General features: G+C 65.0%; 13 protein-coding genes. 5 read left to right on the top strand and 8 right to left on the bottom strand.

From position 1 onward, the window contains the following. Window positions 1–114 precede the first annotated feature (114 nt). The 4 genes from MFF26_RS20790 to MFF26_RS20775 form a co-directional block, all read right to left on the bottom strand. The gene (locus tag MFF26_RS20790) at window positions 115–2,412 is read right to left on the bottom strand and encodes a CHASE2 domain-containing protein (RefSeq protein ID WP_238308489.1); all 2,298 of its coding nucleotides are present in this window, start codon (window positions 2,410–2,412) and stop codon (window positions 115–117) included. Between the two features lie 452 nt (window positions 2,413–2,864). After that, window positions 2,865–3,374: a ferritin-like domain-containing protein gene (locus tag MFF26_RS20785; protein WP_137828252.1), complete on the bottom strand. Its 510-nt coding sequence runs from the start codon at window positions 3,372–3,374 to the stop codon at window positions 2,865–2,867. Between the two features lie 117 nt (window positions 3,375–3,491). Then, the gene (locus MFF26_RS20780; RefSeq protein ID WP_137828161.1) at window positions 3,492–4,349 is read right to left on the bottom strand and encodes a manganese catalase family protein; all 858 of its coding nucleotides are present in this window, start codon (window positions 4,347–4,349) and stop codon (window positions 3,492–3,494) included. Window positions 4,350–4,559: 210 nt separating this feature from the next. After that, on the bottom strand, window positions 4,560–7,412 hold the full coding sequence (locus MFF26_RS20775; RefSeq protein WP_137828162.1) for an EAL domain-containing protein: 2,853 nt from the start codon (window positions 7,410–7,412) through the stop codon (window positions 4,560–4,562). A 186-nt stretch (window positions 7,413–7,598) separates the two neighbouring features. On the opposite strand from MFF26_RS20775, the gene MFF26_RS20770 reads away from it, so the two are divergent. Then, a complete protein-coding gene (locus MFF26_RS20770) occupies window positions 7,599–7,964 on the top strand; it encodes a cupredoxin domain-containing protein (protein ID WP_238308487.1) in 366 nt (121 codons plus the stop codon). Window positions 7,965–8,062: 98 nt separating this feature from the next. Next, window positions 8,063–9,121, top strand: a complete 1,059-nt coding sequence (locus MFF26_RS20765) for a cytochrome-c peroxidase (protein WP_137828163.1) — start codon at window positions 8,063–8,065, stop codon at window positions 9,119–9,121. Between the two features lie 40 nt (window positions 9,122–9,161). Here the strand turns inward: MFF26_RS20765 and MFF26_RS20760 are convergent, their stop codons facing one another. Further along, the gene (locus tag MFF26_RS20760) at window positions 9,162–10,235 is read right to left on the bottom strand and encodes a hypothetical protein (protein ID WP_137828164.1); all 1,074 of its coding nucleotides are present in this window, start codon (window positions 10,233–10,235) and stop codon (window positions 9,162–9,164) included. Window positions 10,236–10,550: 315 nt separating this feature from the next. On the opposite strand from MFF26_RS20760, the gene MFF26_RS20755 reads away from it, so the two are divergent. Next, entirely contained in the window at window positions 10,551–10,712 is a 162-nt protein-coding gene (locus MFF26_RS20755; RefSeq protein WP_171015410.1) for a hypothetical protein, read from the top strand. Window positions 10,713–11,774: 1,062 nt separating this feature from the next. Here the strand turns inward: MFF26_RS20755 and MFF26_RS20750 are convergent. Then, on the bottom strand, window positions 11,775–12,008 hold the full coding sequence (locus MFF26_RS20750) for a hypothetical protein (protein WP_137828165.1): 234 nt from the start codon (window positions 12,006–12,008) through the stop codon (window positions 11,775–11,777). Window positions 12,009–12,154: 146 nt separating this feature from the next. After that, entirely contained in the window at window positions 12,155–13,519 is a 1,365-nt protein-coding gene (locus MFF26_RS20745; protein WP_238308486.1) for an RsmB/NOP family class I SAM-dependent RNA methyltransferase, read from the bottom strand. Between the two features lie 104 nt (window positions 13,520–13,623). On the opposite strand from MFF26_RS20745, the gene MFF26_RS20740 reads away from it, so the two are divergent. After that, the gene (locus tag MFF26_RS20740) at window positions 13,624–13,839 is read left to right on the top strand and encodes a DUF1674 domain-containing protein (protein ID WP_137828167.1); all 216 of its coding nucleotides are present in this window, start codon (window positions 13,624–13,626) and stop codon (window positions 13,837–13,839) included. Between the two features lie 102 nt (window positions 13,840–13,941). Continuing rightward, window positions 13,942–15,573 (top strand): inorganic phosphate transporter, encoded by a 1,632-nt coding sequence (locus MFF26_RS20735; RefSeq protein ID WP_238308485.1) that lies wholly within the window; start codon window positions 13,942–13,944, stop codon window positions 15,571–15,573. A gap of 213 nt (window positions 15,574–15,786) precedes the next feature. Here MFF26_RS20735 and groL read toward each other — a convergent pair whose 3' ends face one another. Then, window positions 15,787–17,430, bottom strand: coding sequence for a chaperonin GroEL (gene groL / locus MFF26_RS20730; RefSeq protein WP_137828169.1), 1,644 nt, complete (start codon window positions 17,428–17,430; stop codon window positions 15,787–15,789). Between the last annotated feature and the right edge of the window lie 5 nt (window positions 17,431–17,435).

The raw sequence follows: 17,435 nt of genomic DNA, 5'->3' as shown, positions 1-17,435 counted from the left end.
GCGGCAACGGATTGTCGTCCGCGTCGTCGGCCCAGCTTCATTGACCCGAATCGGTGACGAAATCACAACCACATTGCCCGTGAGGCTGGCGAGGCCAGCCGGTGCGCCAGAATCCTACTTGTCGAGAGCCACATAGATTCCGCCCCAGTCAGCGGGTGGCGGCGCACGTTCATAAGCGGCGATGCGGGTCTCGTAGAGATCGTAGAGGCCGCCCAGGCCCACACCATCGATGCCGGCTTGGCGTGCGCGGCACCGCGCTAGGTGAGCGCGGGCCTCGGACCAAGCGCAAGCCCGATAGGCCCGCAGGAAATCCATATGGGCCTCGCGCAGAGTCTGGAACGCATCCGATGCGAGGAGAGAGGCATCGCCGACGAGCGTCGAGATACGCTCGGCCTCGGCCTTGCCCTTCACCTGGATCAGATCGATCTCGAGAAGGGCGTAGCGATCCCCGACCGCCGCCGCCGTAGCCGCGCCGAGGATCGTCTTCACGGTGTAGGATTTGGATTGCCCTTCCAATCGGGAGGCAAGGTTCACCGGGTCGCCGAGGACGGAGTAGTCGAAGCGCAGGTGTGATCCCATATTGCCGACGACGCAGCGGCCGGTATTGATGCCGATGCCGATATCGATCGGCAGCACGGGATGCCCGCCGGATTCGGCCTCCACCTTGCGCAGGGCGTTCAGCGCATCCATCCGGGCGATCATTGCGAGCGCTGCGGCGCAGGCATGGGCCTCCTGATCACCGTCGTCGAGCGGCGCGTTCCAGAACGCCATGATGGCATCGCCCATATACTTGTCGATGGTGCCGCGGCTTTCGAGAATCGCGTCGGTCAGGGGTGACAGGAAGCGGTTCATCAGGGCGGTGAGACCGGCAGGATCGGTCTTGTAAAACTCCGCGATGGTGGTGAAGCCGCGCACATCCGAGAACATGATCGTCAGAGTGCGCTCTTCGCCGCCGAGCTTGAGCGTCTCGGGATGGGCCGCGAGCTGCTCCACCAGGGCGGGCGAGAGATACTGACTGAAGGCGGAGCGGATGCGCTGGCGGCCCATTCGCTCGCGCGCGTAGTTTGAGAAGATCAGCGTCGCGTAGACGCTGAGGCTCGCGAGCAACGGAAAGGTCGAATCCTGGAGGGTGTTCTGCTGGGTGAAGCGAATCCAGGTCAGAGCGACCAGCAGAACCGCCACCAACCCGCCGAGGACGAGGAGCCGCAGCGCGCCGAGCACCGGCGCGAGGACGATGATGCCGAGCCCGACCACGAGCGTCAGTCCGACTTCCAGGAGGACGGCGTAGCTCGGATAGGCGAGCGCTGCCTGCCCCAGCATGATCTCCATCATCTGGGCCTGGACTTCGACACCGGGAATGCTCCGGTCGATCGGCGACGTCTTGTTGTCGAGGAGACCGAGCGCCGAAGTGCCGATCATCGCGATCTTCCGCGCGACCCGGTCCGGATCGAAGCTTCCGTCGAGGACCGTGCGGGCGGAGATGAAGCGGGCGTGATCGTGCGCGTTGAAATGCAGCCAAATCGAGCCGTAGGCGTCGGTCGGCACCTCGAGGCCCGGCAAAGCCACGCTGCGGATCCCGCCCGCGTCGGTCCGGACGAGAATCGCCCCGGCCCCGGTCAGGACGCGCAGGGTCTCCAGCGTCACCGCCGGCACCATGCGGCCCTCGGCGAGCATCACCAACGGCAACCGTCGCACGAGCCCATCCCGCTCGGGGACAATGGTGAACATGCCACGCCCTGCCGCCGCATGTTCCAGAAGCGGCAGATTGTGCAGCAGGCCGGGGAATTCGGACAGGAAGGCGGAAGGGTCCGGGCCGAGCACGGCGAAGCCCGTGCGCGGTAGATCGCCATCGCTCGTCGTGGGTTGCGCCAGGGCGGTCTGGCCCAGGATGACCCGCGTCGAACGCATCGCATCGGCGAGTACCGCGTCGGTGCTGGGCAGCGCCTCCAGCCGATCGGCCATCGACGCGTCCATGGGCCGAATCGAGCGGGCGATGCGATCCGGCGACAGCCGATCAGGCTCGGGGAAGACCATATCGAAGACGATGGCGGTGGCGCCGGCCTGCGAGAGGCGGGTCACGAGATCGGCGATCCGGGTGCGCGCCCAGGGCCATTGGCCCTCGCTGCGCAGGCTGTCCTCGTCGATATCGACGATCACCACCGGCCGGATCGTCGTCGGACGCGGGTTCCAGGCCTGCAGGGCATCGAACGTCCGCAATCGAAGGAGTTCGACCGGAGCCGGATCGATGAGGCGCACCGCGATCAGGGCAACGAGCAGCGCGAGGGCGGTAAGCCGGTCGACGCCGACTCGCCGCAGCAGGCTGCGGCGCCGGTACGACGGCGGGGGTGGTGGGGGGACATATCCTGATCCGGTCGGCAGCATGCCGGCTTGCTGGCGCAAGAAGGTCTTCATGACCGTCTTAGGTCGCCGGAAGATCTGAAACGACGACGGACGACCAGTGGGGCTGACCGATCACTCTAAGAGCGTGGAAAGCAGGACGATCGAGCATCTGGACCGTAAAGATCGCGACGGGATGCACGACCCATAGCACGTCGCTCGTCGTATCACTCGATCGGATGAGTGGTCGCCGTTCCCACCCCTCCTCTGCATCGTCTTATCGTCGTCCCACTCGTTGCCGTTCGTGTGGAAGGATCAGATTTATTGCCCCACTGCCGAATCGATACGGCATTAGATATGTCTGAATGTCTTGAAGTCCGACCGCATCTGTACACGCAACGGTCGATGGCCTGCCTGTTCGGTTGCCAGCCGAAACGATGCGGGTTCGGCCGACCACGAATCGCCCCGACCAAGCGGGGCGATGCCTTAGAGCCCGTCGACTTGCGGACGCTCCGGACGAGCACCGATCAACGATCGGCCTGCTCACCCGCCAGCGTGAGTTCGACATATCGCCGGGTCGTCGGCTCGATCAGCGTCCGCACCCGTTGGGCCATCGCCTCCTCTTCCTGCAGCGACTGGCGGAAGCCGGTGAGGCTGGTGCCTTGGCCGGCTGCGTCGCCGATAGTGATGAGGGATTGATAGGCGGCGATCTCAAAGTTCTCGAAGGCGTGGTTGGCGTAGGTATTCTTCAGGATCTCATCCTGCGCGGGCGTGTGGCCGAGGGCCATCATATTGCCAACGAAGCCCAAAAATCCCTCCTTGATGGCCGACGGGCTGTCGCCCAAAGCCTGGAGGGCCTCTTCGAGACGGGCGCGCTGGCCGTGCGTCTCTTCGATGTGTCGGCGCAGAGCCTCCTCCATCTCAGGGTAATTCTTCAACCGCTCCACCTGCCGCTCCATGATCTGCAGAGCCTGCATTTCGAGAGCATGGGTGTTCTTCAGGGCGGTGACGTAAATCTCGCGTGCTTCGATTGCCATGTTGACCTTCTCCATATTGGTATCCTGAATGGATGCCGTCCGACCGGAGACGATTTGCCTCCGGCCGCAACCGGGACGGTTGCCCGGAAGCGGCACTGATCGCGGCGCAAACGCCCGTCAGGCGATCTGCTGAGTCTCGGCCCCGCTGTCGGGACGAGCCGGACCGAGCACCGGCTCCTGGCCCATCGGCTCGTTCTGGACCACGTTGAATTCGCCCTTGCCGTCGAGGGAGCGGCCCCGCGTCCAGCGTCCCTCCGGCGGCGGCGTGCCGTCGCGGCTGGTGGCGAAGAAGCTGTAATTGTATTTCTGGTTCTCTTCCGATTGCGGGAAGCTATTGGGGATCGGGAGCGCCCCCTCGGTGCCACCGAGTTCCTCCACCACGGCCAGCCATTGCTGCTGATGCATCGTGTCCCGGGCGATCAGGAAGGACCACATATCCTTCATGCCGGGATCGTTGGTGGCGTTCGACAGGCGCACCGCCAGCGTCCGCCCGGTCGCTTCAGCAGCAACGTTGCAGTACATATCCGCCGCAATATTACCGCTGGCATAGACGTGGTTCATGTCGAAAGGCACGCCGTCGGCATTGCCCGGAAAGGCTGCCATGCCGGAGGACAGCAAGTGCTTGTGCAGCATGCCTTCGACCAGGTGTCGGGGATTCTCGCCCCCCATCACCGCGCCGACGATCGCATCGGCTGCGCCGGCCTCCTGCACCTTGGTGGGTGCGTTTTCGAGGTTCATCGCAACCGCAGTTGCCAACATCTCAATATGGCCGATTTCCTCCGTTGCGGTATGAAGTAGCATATCGCGATACTTGGTGTTCGGCGCGCGATTACCCCAGGCCTGAAAGAAGTACTGCATACAAACGCGGATCTCGCCTTCCACGCCGCCGATCGCCTGCTGGAGCATACGTGCGTAGATCGGATCGGGGCTGTCGACCTTCACCGGATATTGCAGGCGCTTGTCGTGATAATACATCGGGCACAATCCTTCGCCGGGGCGGGCCACGCGAAGCAAGCGGATCGGACCGCAGCTTCGTTGGCCGGTAAATCACCCGGCTCGGGAATTGTTCAGAATTACTATCATGCGCTCAAGTGCCAAAACATATGTTGGCCAGCTTCGAAGCGCGCCTTAACCTAGGTTGATCTGTAACGATTGAGTTCTTGACCCCAACTCTTTCTGGATTTGCTAGGCTGCTTGGCGGCGCAGCCGGTCGAACAAGGCGTGAATGCCGGCCGCTGGCACAGGCCGGCTGAACAAGTAGCCCTGCGCCTCGTCGCAGCCCTCCAACCGCAGATGCTCCATCTGTGCCTCGGTCTCGATACCTTCCGCCGTCACCGTCATGCCGAGGCTCCGACCAAGGCCGACCACGGAGCGAACGATGAGGCGTGAGCTTGCGGTGATGTCGAGGTTCCGCACGAAAGACTGATCGATCTTGATCTTGTCGAAGGGGAAGCTCTGCAGGTAGCTCAGCGACGAGTAGCCGGTGCCGAAATCGTCCATGGCGACGCGCACGCCGAGGCGTTTCAGGGTGTGGAGCGTGGCGAGAGTCGCCACGTTGTCGGTCAGCAGCACCGATTCGGTGATTTCCAATTCGAGCCGGTAGGCCGGCAGCCCGCTCTCCGTCAGCGCCTCCATGACGGCGCGCACCACGGCGGCGTTGCGGAACTGGGCGGCCGAGACATTGACCGCGACGCCGATCCCGTCCGGCCAGCTTGCCGCTTCGCGGCAGGCGCGGCGCAACACCCATTCGCCGATCGCTCCGATCGCCCCGGTCTCCTCCGCCAGCGGAATGAACTCCGCCGGCGAGACGTAGCCGCGCTCGGGATGCTTCCAGCGCAGCAGCGCCTCGCAGCAGGAGACGCGATGATGGGCGAGATTGACGATGGGCTGGAAGTACACCTCCAACTCGCCGTGGGCGATGGCGAGCCGCAGATCGTTCTCCAGGGCGCGGCGCTTGCGCAGTTCGAGGTCCATCTCCTCGTCGAAGAACGACCAACCGCCGCGTCCGCCGCCCTTGGCGCGGTACAGGGCGAGGTCGGCGCATTTGAGCAAAGTATCCGGATCCGACCCGTGCTCGGGTGCGAGCGAGATGCCGACGCTGACCCCGACGGCAACGACCTGATCCTCAAGGTGGAAGGGTTGCTCGAACATCTCGATCAGACGCGTCGCAAGCGCGACTGCATCCTCCCGCGGGCACGGCCCGGATTGCACGATGGCGAACTCGTCGCCGCCGAGCCGGGCCAACAGGTCGGTCTCCCGCAAGCAGGACTGGAGACGCTCGGCCACGCCGCGCAGCAACGCGTCGCCGACCGGGTGACCGAAGGTGTCGTTCACCTCCTTGAAGCGATCGAGATCGAGGCACAGGATCGCGAAGCCTGAACCGTTCTCCAGACGCGCGGCCGCATCCTCGAGACGCTCGGAAAAGACCATGCGATTGGCGAGCCCTGTCAGCGCATCGCGACGGGCCATGGTGATGATCCGCGCCTCCGCCTCGAAGCGCTGCGTTACGTCCTCGTAAGTCGCGATCCAGCCACCTTCGGCCGTGGGCTGCTGACGCACCGAAACGACCATGTCGCCGCGAATGGTCCGGCACAGGGCGCCGCTGGCTCCGGCGCGCAGCAGATCCTCCTGCTCCAGCAAGAGGTCGAGGGCACGAGCATCGTCGAACGCGGAACCGGCCGCGACCACGGAAGAGATGGCACGCAGCCGCATGCCGGGATGCAAGGTCCCGTATTCGATACCGAACATGTCGCAGAAGCGGCGATTGTGAACGAGCAGGCCCCCCTCCGCATCGAAAAGGCAGAGGCCCTGAAGCATGTTGCTCAAGGCCGCATCGAGTTGCAGGTTGCTGCGCTTGAGTTGGTCTTCCTGCTTCTTCAGGCGCGAAATGTCGGAGCAGACGGCCACGAAGCCGCCGTCGCGGGTCGGAGAGCGGCTGATGCGCAACCAGCGCCCATCCGCCGCGTGGCGTTCGACGGCGGAGGTTCCGTTGGCGCGCATCGCGATCAGGGTGTCGGCCAGAACCGAGCCGCGGGCATCGGCGATGTTGCCGCCAGCGACCTTCTCGGGCTCGAGACCGAGGAGGTCGGCGAAGCGGGCATTGGCCATGACGATGCGGCCTCCCGCATCGGCCACGACGATTCCCTCGTTCGAGCCTTGGACCGCATCGGCCAGAAGCCCCTGCGCCGATCGGCGCTGGGACACTTCCTCCTGCATCATCGCTCGGATGTTGCTGCGCATCCCGTCCATGGCACGGAGCAAGGCGCCGAATTCGTCGGCGCCCCCCTCCGGCACGGGCACGGCGAGATCGCCGGCGGCGATCCGGGTCGCGACCGCGGATGCCTCGGCGACCGGCCGCACGATTTGGCGCGACAGCAGGAACGCGATGATGCCCGACAGCAGAATGGCGAAGACGGTAGCGGCCATGCTGAGGCGTACGTCGCGGGCGACGAGGGCCCGCGCCGCCTGACGATAGGAGAAGCCGTCCCCGGCGGTGAAATTGATGAGCAGATCGATATGCTGCTCGACCACTGACGCGTGCGCGTCGAGAGCTTGCCAAACATCGGCGGTCTGGGGGCCGGTTCCGAATTCCCGGCGGGCTGCCAGCCAATGGCTCAGCGCCTCTTTGGCAGCAGCGGATTCCGCAGCGGCGCGGGTCGATTGGGCGCGCTCTTCGGCGATCGCCAGATCTTCCTCGAAGGATTGGACGAGCGCGTTGACCCGGGCTTCCTGAGCACGGCGCTCGCCGGGGTCGGTCGCGAGGCGGGCCCGTGCCACCGCAGCCTGGATCGCCGCGAAATCGGCAGAGGCGGCGCGGGCATAATTGATCGACATGAGAGAACGGTCGTAGGTCTTGTCGGCCAACTGTCCCGTGGTGGCGATACCGATCGCTGCGTATCCACCCAGAATTGCGGTAATCGCGCTCAGCATCAGCGAGGCCAGAAAGATACGGCCTCGTATCGTTCCGCCCACGCGCCACAGCATGCGGACCGGGCCGCGCCGGCAAAGATCGCTGAATAGGGACCGATAGGATGGCATCGTCTGGTCGGGTACTCCGCGACCCAACGATCCGCTACATTCGTTAAGGTAATCTGCACCCAATCGCAAAGCTGAGTTGCGAAGGAAATCTATCGCACCGATTTCCGTTAAGCCGTGCGCAAGCCTCTTGTGCTGAGATCGGATGATCGGCGATCGCCGCGGCGTCTCATGATAAGCGGGGAATGCATGCCTGAACTGGGCTGGGCCGGACTACGGCGAATTGCCATGGCTAGCCTCGCGCTTGCCCTGATCGGGATCGGAGCCGGCGCCTTGGCCTTGACCGCCGGAGAGGCGCCACTTCAGCGCATCGCTCAGAAAGGGCGTGCCTTCGCCCCAGGCGCCGTCGCGCTCAAAGTCGGCGAGAGCGTCGAGATCGTCAACGACGACGGCGATCTCGTTCACCACGCCTACATCGAACACCCCGACTTCAATTTCGATACCGGCGAACAAATCCCGGGCAGCCGGATCGTCGTCACGTTTCCGGCCAAGGGAAGCTTCACGGTTCTGTGCGGCATTCATCCCAAGATGAAGCTCGCGGTCACCGTAAAGTGATGATCGAGTTGTTTGTTGGAAATATTTTATCGAAAACGCTGCCGTTGATTCACGGTTCGAAAACGACCGGCCCTTAACATCCAAACTCAGAGGTTTGGATGTCGAAGAGCTTGGCAGGTGCGGCGGCGGCCCTGATGGTGATCATGGGGTGCGCTTCGGCCGTCGGAATATCGGGTGAGCCGGATCGTACCGCTCGCCTGGCCGAATTCCGTCGCCCAACAGAGATTCCGTTCCCTGAGAGCAATCCCTACAGCCAAGCCAAAGCCGAGCTCGGTCGCTCGCTGTTCTTCGATCCGATGCTGTCGCGCGATCAAACGCGGACCTGCGCCACCTGCCACGTGCCATCCATGGACTGGACGGACGACAAGCCTCGGGCGGTGCGCAACGACGATGCGCCGATGGCGGTGCGCACGCCGACCTTGCTCGACATCGCTTGGATCGAGCGCAGTCTCGGTTGGGACGGGCGCTTCCGCGATCTCGAAGCCGTGGCCTTCGTGCCGATCTCGGCCAAAGCCAATATGGATATGCCCGACACGCTCTTGGTCGAGCGCCTGAACGCGACGCCTTCCTATGTGGAAGCGTTCCGACAAGCCTTTCCGGACGCCGCGGACGAAGCGCGGCCGGTCACCCGTCTGCGGATCGAGCAGGCGCTTGCCACGTTCGAGCGCCTGATCGTCTCCGGTCCCGCGCCATTCGATGCCTGGGTCGCCGGTGACTCGGCGGCCGTCAGCGCGGGGGCGAAGCGCGGCTTCGATCTCTTCACCGGGAAGGCGAATTGCAGCGCCTGTCATTCAGGGGCGATCTTCACCGACGGCTCGTTCCACGATATCGGAACCGCCTCGGGCGACGATCACGGTCGCGGTCGGTTCTTTCCGAATTCCACCGCGCTCCGCTACGCCTTCAAGACTCCGACCCTGCGCAACGTCGCCCGGCGGCCGCCTTACATGCATGACGGTTCGGCCAAGGATCTCGCCGCGGTGATCGATGTGTACGACCGCGGCGGCATCGAGCGCGCGAGCCGTTCCCGCGACATCCGTCCCCTGGGCCTCTCGAAACAGGAGAAGGCGGACCTGATCGCCTTCTTGGAGACCTTGACCGATGCCGGTGCCGACGGCCCGGCTCATCAGCCGATCACGGCAGAGCCGCCGCGCCCCTGAGGCACGGCGGCTCCGGTCCTGCGAAGCTCCCGGGTCCGGCTCAGATCACCGGCACCGCGCTGAGCGCCGTGGCCGCGCTGTAGAGGTCGCCGTACAGGAGGTTGTGGGCGACGTAGTAGACCCCGAGGAAGGCCGTCAGCGCACCGAGGTAGTAGACCGGGGCCAGAACCGTGTCGCGGCGGGTGGCCGGAACCCTCGCATCGTCGGCGGCGATGCCGATCAGCACCGCGATGATGCCCGAATGGCCGACCGCATCCACCTTCCCGAACTCGACGATCGCCGAGATGAAGACCGCGGCCAGGATGATGGCCGAGGCGCGGCGCACCAGCGGCGTCCAGATCAGCGCGAAGGCCAGGGTGAACTCGATCACGCCCGCCGCCCGCATGAAGGTCTCAGCCGAGGCGCCCATGGTCATGCTGGGCTTGGCGGCGAGCAGCGGATCGGTCCACTGGGGATAAGCCCATTTCTCGACCGAGGCCCACATCAGCGTGATGGCAGCGGTGGCGCGCACCACATCGATCGGACGGTAGCCGAACAGGGTGCGGTCGAGACCGGTCAGGGCGAGGTAGGCCGCGACACCGAGGAAGACCGGATAGTCGGCCAAGTGGAAGGCGCCGTAATGCCAGACCGCGAAACCGAACAGGAAGACGATGCCGAGCGCCGTCAGCGGCAGCGTTCGCTTCCAGATGAGGCAGCCGGCCATGGCAAGCTGGAGCCATGAGATCCAAGACGCGTCCGTCTTCAATTCCGGTGTCAGGATGATGCCACCGAGATTCCACACCGAGATGAGGAAGAAACCGACCACGGCCCGCACGATCAGGCTCGTATCGTCCCGCAGCCGAAGGGTGACACGGTCGAGGGCGTTGAGAAGCGCGGTGCCGAACGGCGTCCCCTCGGCGAGACATCCGACCATGAGGCAGAGGATGGCAAGGCCGGTCAGCCATTCGAACTCGGCGCAGAGCACTTGCTCCAGTCCACGGGGCTGGCCCGCAACGTCGAAAGCACAGAACCATTTCACATGGGCGCTCGCCGCTTGCGTCCCTAGAAGGAGGACGCTGGTGGCAGTTGCGAGCACGACGGGAGAGCGCACCCAAATATTGGACACGATGGACATGGCGCCGCCGGAGAGGGAGTGAGGTCCGTTGTTCGATAAAAACTTAACGAATTCGGACGGGTTGCGCTAAGGTTTTGTTCATGCACGTTGACGAATGGTTAATACCGCCCGGTGAACGAACGCAGCCCCTCCGTGTGACGGACCGCTACCGGCCCTGTCGTCCGTCACAGACGCCCTGTGGATATCGGGGGTTTTCGGCAGATCCGGACACGGATCTCGTGCGTTGACGGTTCCTGAAGCCCATTCGGGCCAGTTCTCAAACGCAACCCGATCGCGTCGCGCGGCCGGCCTCTACCGTATGATCCGGGAAACCGAATGGTCGCGCTCTTCAGCCTCGTTTGCCTGGTCGGCGGCGCCGCCCTCGCGGCCACTGCCGAACGCTATCCGGAATGGACCGCGCGGATCGAGACGGCAGGCGGCCTCGCCCTGGTGACGGGCCTCGCGACGATCGGCGCGGGACTCAAGGTGTCGGTTTAGAACGGCGCTCGGCCCCACGGGGTCGGGCGACATCCCAGACTGTTTGTTCGGTAGTGGGGCAGTTTGAAAGCGCGGATGGCGCGGGTCGGGTAGACATTTGCAATTCGGAACGGGTTGCGACACGTTCGCTTAACCAAACGTTCGAACCATCGGGTAACCCCTGTATGGTCAAGTTAGCGTCTGTCGCGCGACACGGTGATACTCTGCCGGCCGTAGCACGGTCGAAAGATCGGAGCGCATTGTAGGGTTCTCGGCAGGCCCTACCGCGGCAGGGGTTTCGGGGCGCTCCTTTGGGGCGCCCCTTTCTCATGGCCGAAACACGCGCAGGATCTGGCCCCGCTTCAGCAAGGCTCTAGTGGCCCTTAGCCGCGTACGGTGGAAGCTCTTGAGCCAAAGGTCTGGGCTGCGAACAGCCCTTTTGACCACAGCCTTGTACCTTTGGTCGCTATTCGGGATTGGCGACGACACGAGGCGGCATGTTGGCTGTCCTTGTTCCGCTATCCAAAGACCATGCGCGAAAATATATGGTAGTTGAAGAAAGTCGTAATCTATCAGCTCAGGATGTTTTGCTATAATTTCTTCGTATTTTTCGCGCGAGAGGTTAACCGATCGAAAGCTGGTTCCCAAGCTTTGCGCAACTAATTCTGGAATGTCGCCAACGTGAGTCGAGGCCAGTGCCGGGCCGCATTTTAGGCTGTGCAGCCGACTCAACTCCAGGGGCATGTCGCAGAAGGAATCAGCCGGAGAAGGCTGAGTCAATCCAGCAAGTTAGCCCGCCGTAGGGGTTGCCTTACACTTCTTGTGTAGTCCCCGCATACTCGGCTCGGCGTCGATTAATTTAACCACCTTGACGATGTGGTGGATGGTCCAAAGGGTGTCCGTCACGCCCGCCTTCATGGCCGATGTCATGCGAATGCCCCACTGCTCCTAGACGAAGTTGTAGTACATCGCGTGGGGCTCGATGGCGTGTTTAAGTTGACGATTCCAAGTTTCGTTACCAGTCGCCGCGTCCACGATAGACTTGGCGAGCTGGTTTAGATCGTGGGGGGCGCTCGGGTGTGGTCAAGAGATGGCCTCAGGGTGAAGGAACTGAGCGCCACCAGGAACCTTTTTGCAGGCCGGAAAGGCTTTTCGATGCGCGAAGTGCGCGCGCGCGCCGTCGCTATAGTCCCGGTTCGCTGCCACCTGCCCGCGGCAGGACCAGCAGCGGAAGCGAACGCCCTTGTGTTTGCCGAGCGCGTCTTTGATCCCGATGACGGTCCACCCGCCCTCAAGCTCGGCCTCGCACTTGTCCATGGGTCCAGTGCTCATTGGCGGACCATGCCACGCTCACCCGCCTGGACCAAGGCCGGGTCAATCGGAACAAATTTCAAACTGACCCACTACCGTCTATTCGGCGGCGGGTTCGTCGCCGAACGAGTTTCCGCTTCATCGGATGCTTTTCAACCGCCGCTTCGGCGCAGCACACTCGCGAAGAATCCATCGAGGCCCCCTCCCCGGCCGGATCCTCCGTCGAGATGGCAGGGCAGAGTGCGCAGGTCGCCGTTCCCGTCGATCAGCTCCGCATGGCCGCCGACTTGATCCGCGGTGATCGGCACACGTTCGAATGTCGTATGGCGAGCGAGGAACGCGGCGACCTGGTCGCGCCCCTCCTCGACTTCCAGGGAACAGGTGCAGTAGACGAGCCGCCCGCCGGGTGCCGTCAACCGGGCCGCCTTGTCGAGCAGGCGGCGTTGCAGGCCGACGAGGCGACCGATATCGGCCTCGCTCTTGGTCCAGGCGACGTCGGGATGCCGGCGGATCGTGCCGGTGGCCGAACAGGGTGCATCGAGCAGCACGGCGTCGAAGGGCGTCTCTTCCGAGAGATTGAGGGCATCCGCCGTCACCACGTCGGCCGTCAAGTTCAGGCGGGCGAGGTTGCGTTGCAGGCGCTCCAATCGCGCGGCGGAGCGATCGACGGCCGTCACGCGGGCACCCGCCGCGGCAATCTGAGCGGTCTTGCCACCGGGGGCGGCGCAGAGATCGGCAACCCGCTCGTCCGGACGCGGCGCCATGAGACGGACGGGCAAGGCAGCGGCGGCATCCTGTACCCACCAAGCACCGTCGGCGTAGCCGGACAGGTCGGCCACGGCTTCCCGCCCGGAGAGGCGGAGCGATCCGAGATCAAGCAGGCGTCCGCCGAGGCGCTCGGCCCAGGCTTCCGGTGCATCGCGTAAGGTCACGTCGAGAGCCGCGCCTTCGAGATGCGCGGCAGCGATGCCGCGGGCGGTCTCCTCGCCATAGGCGGCGGCCCAGCGTCTCGCGAGCCATTCCGGCGTGTTCACGGCAAGGGGATCGGTTTCGGCGGCCCGGATCGCATCGCGCTCGCGGCCGATCCGCCGGAGTATCGCATTCACCAGCGGCGCGAGATGCTGCAGCTGCGGGTCGGCCTTGGTGAGTCGGACCGCGAGATCGACGGCGGCATGGTCGGCCACGGCGAGGTCGAGGATCTGCGCAGCCCCGGTGACCAGGAGTGCGAGGAGGTGCGGCCTGTCCTCGGGGAGCCCATCGCGCAGACGTTCGGCCAAAGCGGCTCTGAGGAAGCCGAGGCGGCGAAAGCTCGCGGTGGCGATGGCACGGGCCAGGGCGGCATCACCCGGTTCCAGGCTCTCGCCCCGACCGGCTTGGGCGAGCGCGTCGTCGAGAGCCAGGCCACGACTCGGTCCGAGCAGCGTCGCGACCGCGTTGGCGGCCACGCGCCGTGCTGCGAGGCCCGGGACGTTCGGATCGATCGGGGGCGGGTTGCGGCGGTTCGGTGTGGATGCCACGCTCTCGGCCGTTCTCATGACGGAAACAGGGGACGGGACTCGCCCCGAACCCGACGCACTCCCATCTGAGAGCCAGCGATGCAAGCCGATCGAGGGAAACAGGCATGAGCGACGACGCGACGAAGGACGGAGAGAACCGGGAAGCCCGACCGCTCAGCCCCGCCGCGCAGCGGGCTCTTGCCGAGGCCGCCGAGCGCCGCGCCGCCATCGACGCCCGTGCCTCGCAAATCTCCGAGCGCCCGGAGCGGCTCGGTCGCGGCGGTCTTGAGCCGGTTCGCTACACGGATTGGGAAGTGAAAGGTCTGGCATCGGACTTCTGAATCCGCTCGCGCAGCCTCTGATGTCATCAGAGTGTCGCGGAGTGCGGGCGAGGCTGCCTACGTGCGGAGAAGGATCTTAATCCGCGCGCAGGAGTGATCAGCATGGCGGGATCGTCTGTGCAGGGTGTGAGCGATGTCATCGCACCCGCTGCGGAACGCCGCGGCCGGCCCGATCTCGACAGAGGCCACTCCCCTCTCCTCCTGATCGCCATCGTGGCAGCCTTGGTGGCGGCTCTGGCCTATGTCGCCTTCAGCATTCACGAGGATGTCGAGGCCACCGGCGCCCGCGTCACGACGTACCTCCCGTACATTCTGCTCTTCGTGGCCCTGACCATCGCCCTGGGCTTCGAATTCGTGAACGGTTTTCACGACACCGCCAACGCCGTCGCGACCGTGATCTACACGCATGCTCTGCCGCCGAGCGTGGCCGTGATCTGGTCCGGCTTCTTCAACTTTCTCGGCGTCCTGCTTTCCTCCGGGGCCGTCGCCTTCGGCATCGTCTCTCTGCTTCCTGTGGAATTGATCCTCCAGGTCGGTTCAGGCGCGGGCTTCGCCATGGTGTTCGCGCTGCTGATCGCCGCGATCCTCTGGAACCTCGGAACGTGGTTCCTCGGCCTGCCGGCTTCCTCGTCGCACACGCTGATCGGATCGATCATCGGCGTCGGCGTGGCCAATGCGCTGATGCATGGTCGCTCCGGCACCTCGGGCGTCGATTGGTCGAAAGCGACCGAGATTTGCTGGTCGCTGCTGCTCTCGCCGCTCATCGGGTTCGTCGCGGCGGGGGGGCTGTTGCTGACCCTGCGCGTCCTCGTGCGCAATCCCGCGCTCTATGCCGAGCCCGATGCCAAAGCTCCGCCACCGCTCTGGATCCGCGGCCTGCTGATCGCGACCTGCACCGGCGTGTCCTTCGCCCACGGTTCCAATGACGGGCAGAAGGGCATGGGATTGATCATGCTGATCCTGATCGGCACGGTCCCGACCGCCTACGCCCTCAACCGTGCCCTGCCGGAATCATCGGTGTCGCAGTTCCGCCAGACCTCGCAAGCTGCCTCCGCGGTGGTGGCCGGGAAAGCGGCCGGCTACGACATCATCGGCGATCCGCGCCCCGCGGTCACTGCCTACGTCGCGGCCCAGAAGGTCGATTCCGGGACCTACCCGGCGCTCTCGGTGATGATCCGGCAAATCGGCGAGGCGGTCGAGCGCTACGGCAGTCTCGCACAGGTTCCGGCAGAGGCGGTCGGCAACACCCGCAACGACATGTATCTCGCCTCAGAGGCGATCCGCTTCCTGATGAAGGACAAGGAGAGCGCGCTGTCGCCCACCGAGGCCGACACGCTCAAGGCCTATAAGGGCAGCCTCGACGAGGCGACGCGGTTCATCCCGATTTGGGTCAAGGTTGCCGTCGCCGTCGCCCTCGGCCTCGGGACCATGGTGGGCTGGAAGCGCATCGTGGTCACCGTCGGCGAGCGGATCGGCAAGACGCACCTGACCTACGCGCAGGGCGCTTCCGCCGAACTCGTCGCCGCCACGACCATCGCGGCGGCGGACCTCTACGGCCTTCCGGTCTCGACCACCCATGTGCTGTCATCGGGCGTCGCCGGCACCATGGTGGCCAATCGCTCCGGCCTGCAGTTCGGCACCCTGCGGGCGCTGGCCATGGCTTGGCTGTTGACGCTGCCCGTGGCGATGGTGCTGGCCGGCACCCTCTACGTCCTGTTCTCCAAGCTATTCTGAGAACGGCCCTGAGAGGAGGGGCGATCGCGGCGTGGCCGTCGCATCCTCGCGTGGAGCTGCAACGGTGGCGGGCCTGGCGCAGTGGTGCGCCCCATCAGGATCGGCTGCCCGGTCCAAGCGTCTGACCGTGCCGCCGGGACACGGCCATAGATGAATGAAAAAGGGGCCGCCTCTCGGCGACCCCCTTCCTCGTCTTCTGCGGAGGCTCTGAACTTAGAAGTCCATGCCGCCCATGCCGCCGCCGCCCGGCATCGCCGGGGCGCCGCTGTCCTTCTTCGGCGCGTCGGCGACCATGGCTTCCGTGGTCACCAGCAGGCCGGCGACGGAGGCCGCGTCCTGGAGGGCGGTGCGCACGACCTTGGCCGGATCGACGATGCCGGCCTGGATCATGTCGACATACTCTTCGGTCTGGGCGTTGAAGCCGAAGGTCTCGGAGTCGGTCTTGTCGGTGATCTTGCCGACCACGATCGAGCCCTCGACGCCCGCGTTCTGGGCGATCTGGCGGATCGGGGCCTCAAGCGCCTTGAGGACGATCTTGATGCCGGCCTGGACGTCCGGGATGTCGGACTTCAGCTCGGCGACCGCCTTCTTGGCCCGCAGCAGCGCGGTGCCGCCGCCGGGGACGATGCCCTCTTCCACCGCAGCGCGGGTGGCGTTGAGCGCGTCGTCCACGCGGTCCTTCTTCTCCTTGACCTCGACCTCGGTCGCGCCGCCGACGCGGATCACCGCGACGCCGCCCGCCAGCTTGGCCAGACGCTCTTGGAGCTTCTCACGGTCGTAGTCCGAGGTGGTCTCCTCGATCTGCGCCTTGATCTGCCCGACGCGGGCCTCGATGTCGGCCTTCTCGCCGAGACCGTCGATGATCGTGGTGTTCTCCTTCTCGATGCGCACGCGCTTGGCGCGGCCGAGCATGGGGAGCGTCACGTTCTCGAGCTTGATGCCGAGGTCCTCGGCGATCATCTGGCCCTTGGTCAGGATCGCGATGTCCTCGAGCATCGCCTTGCGGCGATCACCGAAGCCCGGAGCCTTCACGGCCGCGACCTTGAGGCCGCCGCGCAGCTTGTTCACCACGAGGGTGGCCAGGGCCTCGCCCTCGATGTCCTCGGCGATGATGACGAGCGGCTTGCCGGTCTGCACCACGGCCTCGAGCACCGGCAGCATGGCCTGGAGCGACGAGAGCTTCTTCTCGTGGATGAGGATGTAGGGGTCCTCAAGCTCTGCGACCATCTTCTCCGCGTTCGTGACGAAGTACGGGGAGAGGTAGCCGCGGTCGAACTGCATGCCCTCGACGACGTCGAGTTCGGTCTCGGCGGTCTTGGCCTCCTCGACGGTGATGACGCCCTCGTTGCCCACCTTCTGCATGGCGTGGGCGATCATCTCGCCGATCTCCTTGTCGCCGTTGGCGGAGATCGTGCCGACCTGGGCAACCTCGTCGGACGAGGCGACCTTCTTGGCGCGGTTGGTGATGTCCTTCACGGCGGCCTGGGTGGCGAGGTCGATACCGCGCTTCAGGTCCATCGGGTTGATGCCGGCGGCGACGTACTTGGCGCCCTCGCGGACGATGGCCTGGGCCAGCACGGTCGCGGTGGTGGTGCCGTCACCGGCGATGTCGTTGGTCTTCGAGGCCACTTCGCGCACCATCTGGGCGCCCATGTTCTCGAACCGGTCGGAGAGCTCGATCTCCTTGGCGACGGTGACGCCGTCCTTGGTGATGCGCGGGGCGCCGAAGCTCTTCTCGATGACGACGTTGCGGCCCTTCGGACCCAGCGTCACCTTCACCGCATCGGCGAGGATGTCGACGCCGCGGAGCATCTTGTCGCGCGCGTCGGCGGAGAAACGAACGTCTTTCGCTGCCATGTGAG

It is taken from the genome of Methylorubrum suomiense (assembly GCF_022179765.1).
GTDB lineage: Bacteria > Pseudomonadota > Alphaproteobacteria > Rhizobiales > Beijerinckiaceae > Methylobacterium > Methylobacterium suomiense.
The sequence above is the reverse complement of the archived record's forward strand: the minus strand, read 5'-3'. Positions and strand labels throughout refer to the sequence as shown.

Bases quoted from the DNA above. Each gene is read 5' to 3' on its own strand.
- MFF26_RS20790 (WP_238308489.1), bottom strand. From the start codon at position 2,412: ATGAAGACCTTCTTGCGCCAGCAAGCCGGCATGCTGCCGACCGGATCA.
- MFF26_RS20785 (WP_137828252.1), bottom strand. From the start codon at position 3,374: ATGGCAATCGAAGCACGCGAGATTTACGTCACCGCCCTGAAGAACACC.
- MFF26_RS20780 (WP_137828161.1), bottom strand. From the start codon at position 4,349: ATGTATTATCACGACAAGCGCCTGCAATATCCGGTGAAGGTCGACAGC.
- MFF26_RS20775 (WP_137828162.1), bottom strand. From the start codon at position 7,412: ATGCCATCCTATCGGTCCCTATTCAGCGATCTTTGCCGGCGCGGCCCG.
- MFF26_RS20770 (WP_238308487.1), top strand. From the start codon at position 7,599: ATGCCTGAACTGGGCTGGGCCGGACTACGGCGAATTGCCATGGCTAGC.
- MFF26_RS20765 (WP_137828163.1), top strand. From the start codon at position 8,063: ATGTCGAAGAGCTTGGCAGGTGCGGCGGCGGCCCTGATGGTGATCATG.
- MFF26_RS20760 (WP_137828164.1), bottom strand. From the start codon at position 10,235: ATGTCCATCGTGTCCAATATTTGGGTGCGCTCTCCCGTCGTGCTCGCA.
- MFF26_RS20755 (WP_171015410.1), top strand. From the start codon at position 10,551: ATGGTCGCGCTCTTCAGCCTCGTTTGCCTGGTCGGCGGCGCCGCCCTC.
- MFF26_RS20750 (WP_137828165.1), bottom strand. From the start codon at position 12,008: ATGGACAAGTGCGAGGCCGAGCTTGAGGGCGGGTGGACCGTCATCGGG.
- MFF26_RS20740 (WP_137828167.1), top strand. From the start codon at position 13,624: ATGAGCGACGACGCGACGAAGGACGGAGAGAACCGGGAAGCCCGACCG.
- MFF26_RS20735 (WP_238308485.1), top strand. From the start codon at position 13,942: ATGGCGGGATCGTCTGTGCAGGGTGTGAGCGATGTCATCGCACCCGCT.
- groL (WP_137828169.1), bottom strand. From the start codon at position 17,430: ATGGCAGCGAAAGACGTTCGTTTCTCCGCCGACGCGCGCGACAAGATG.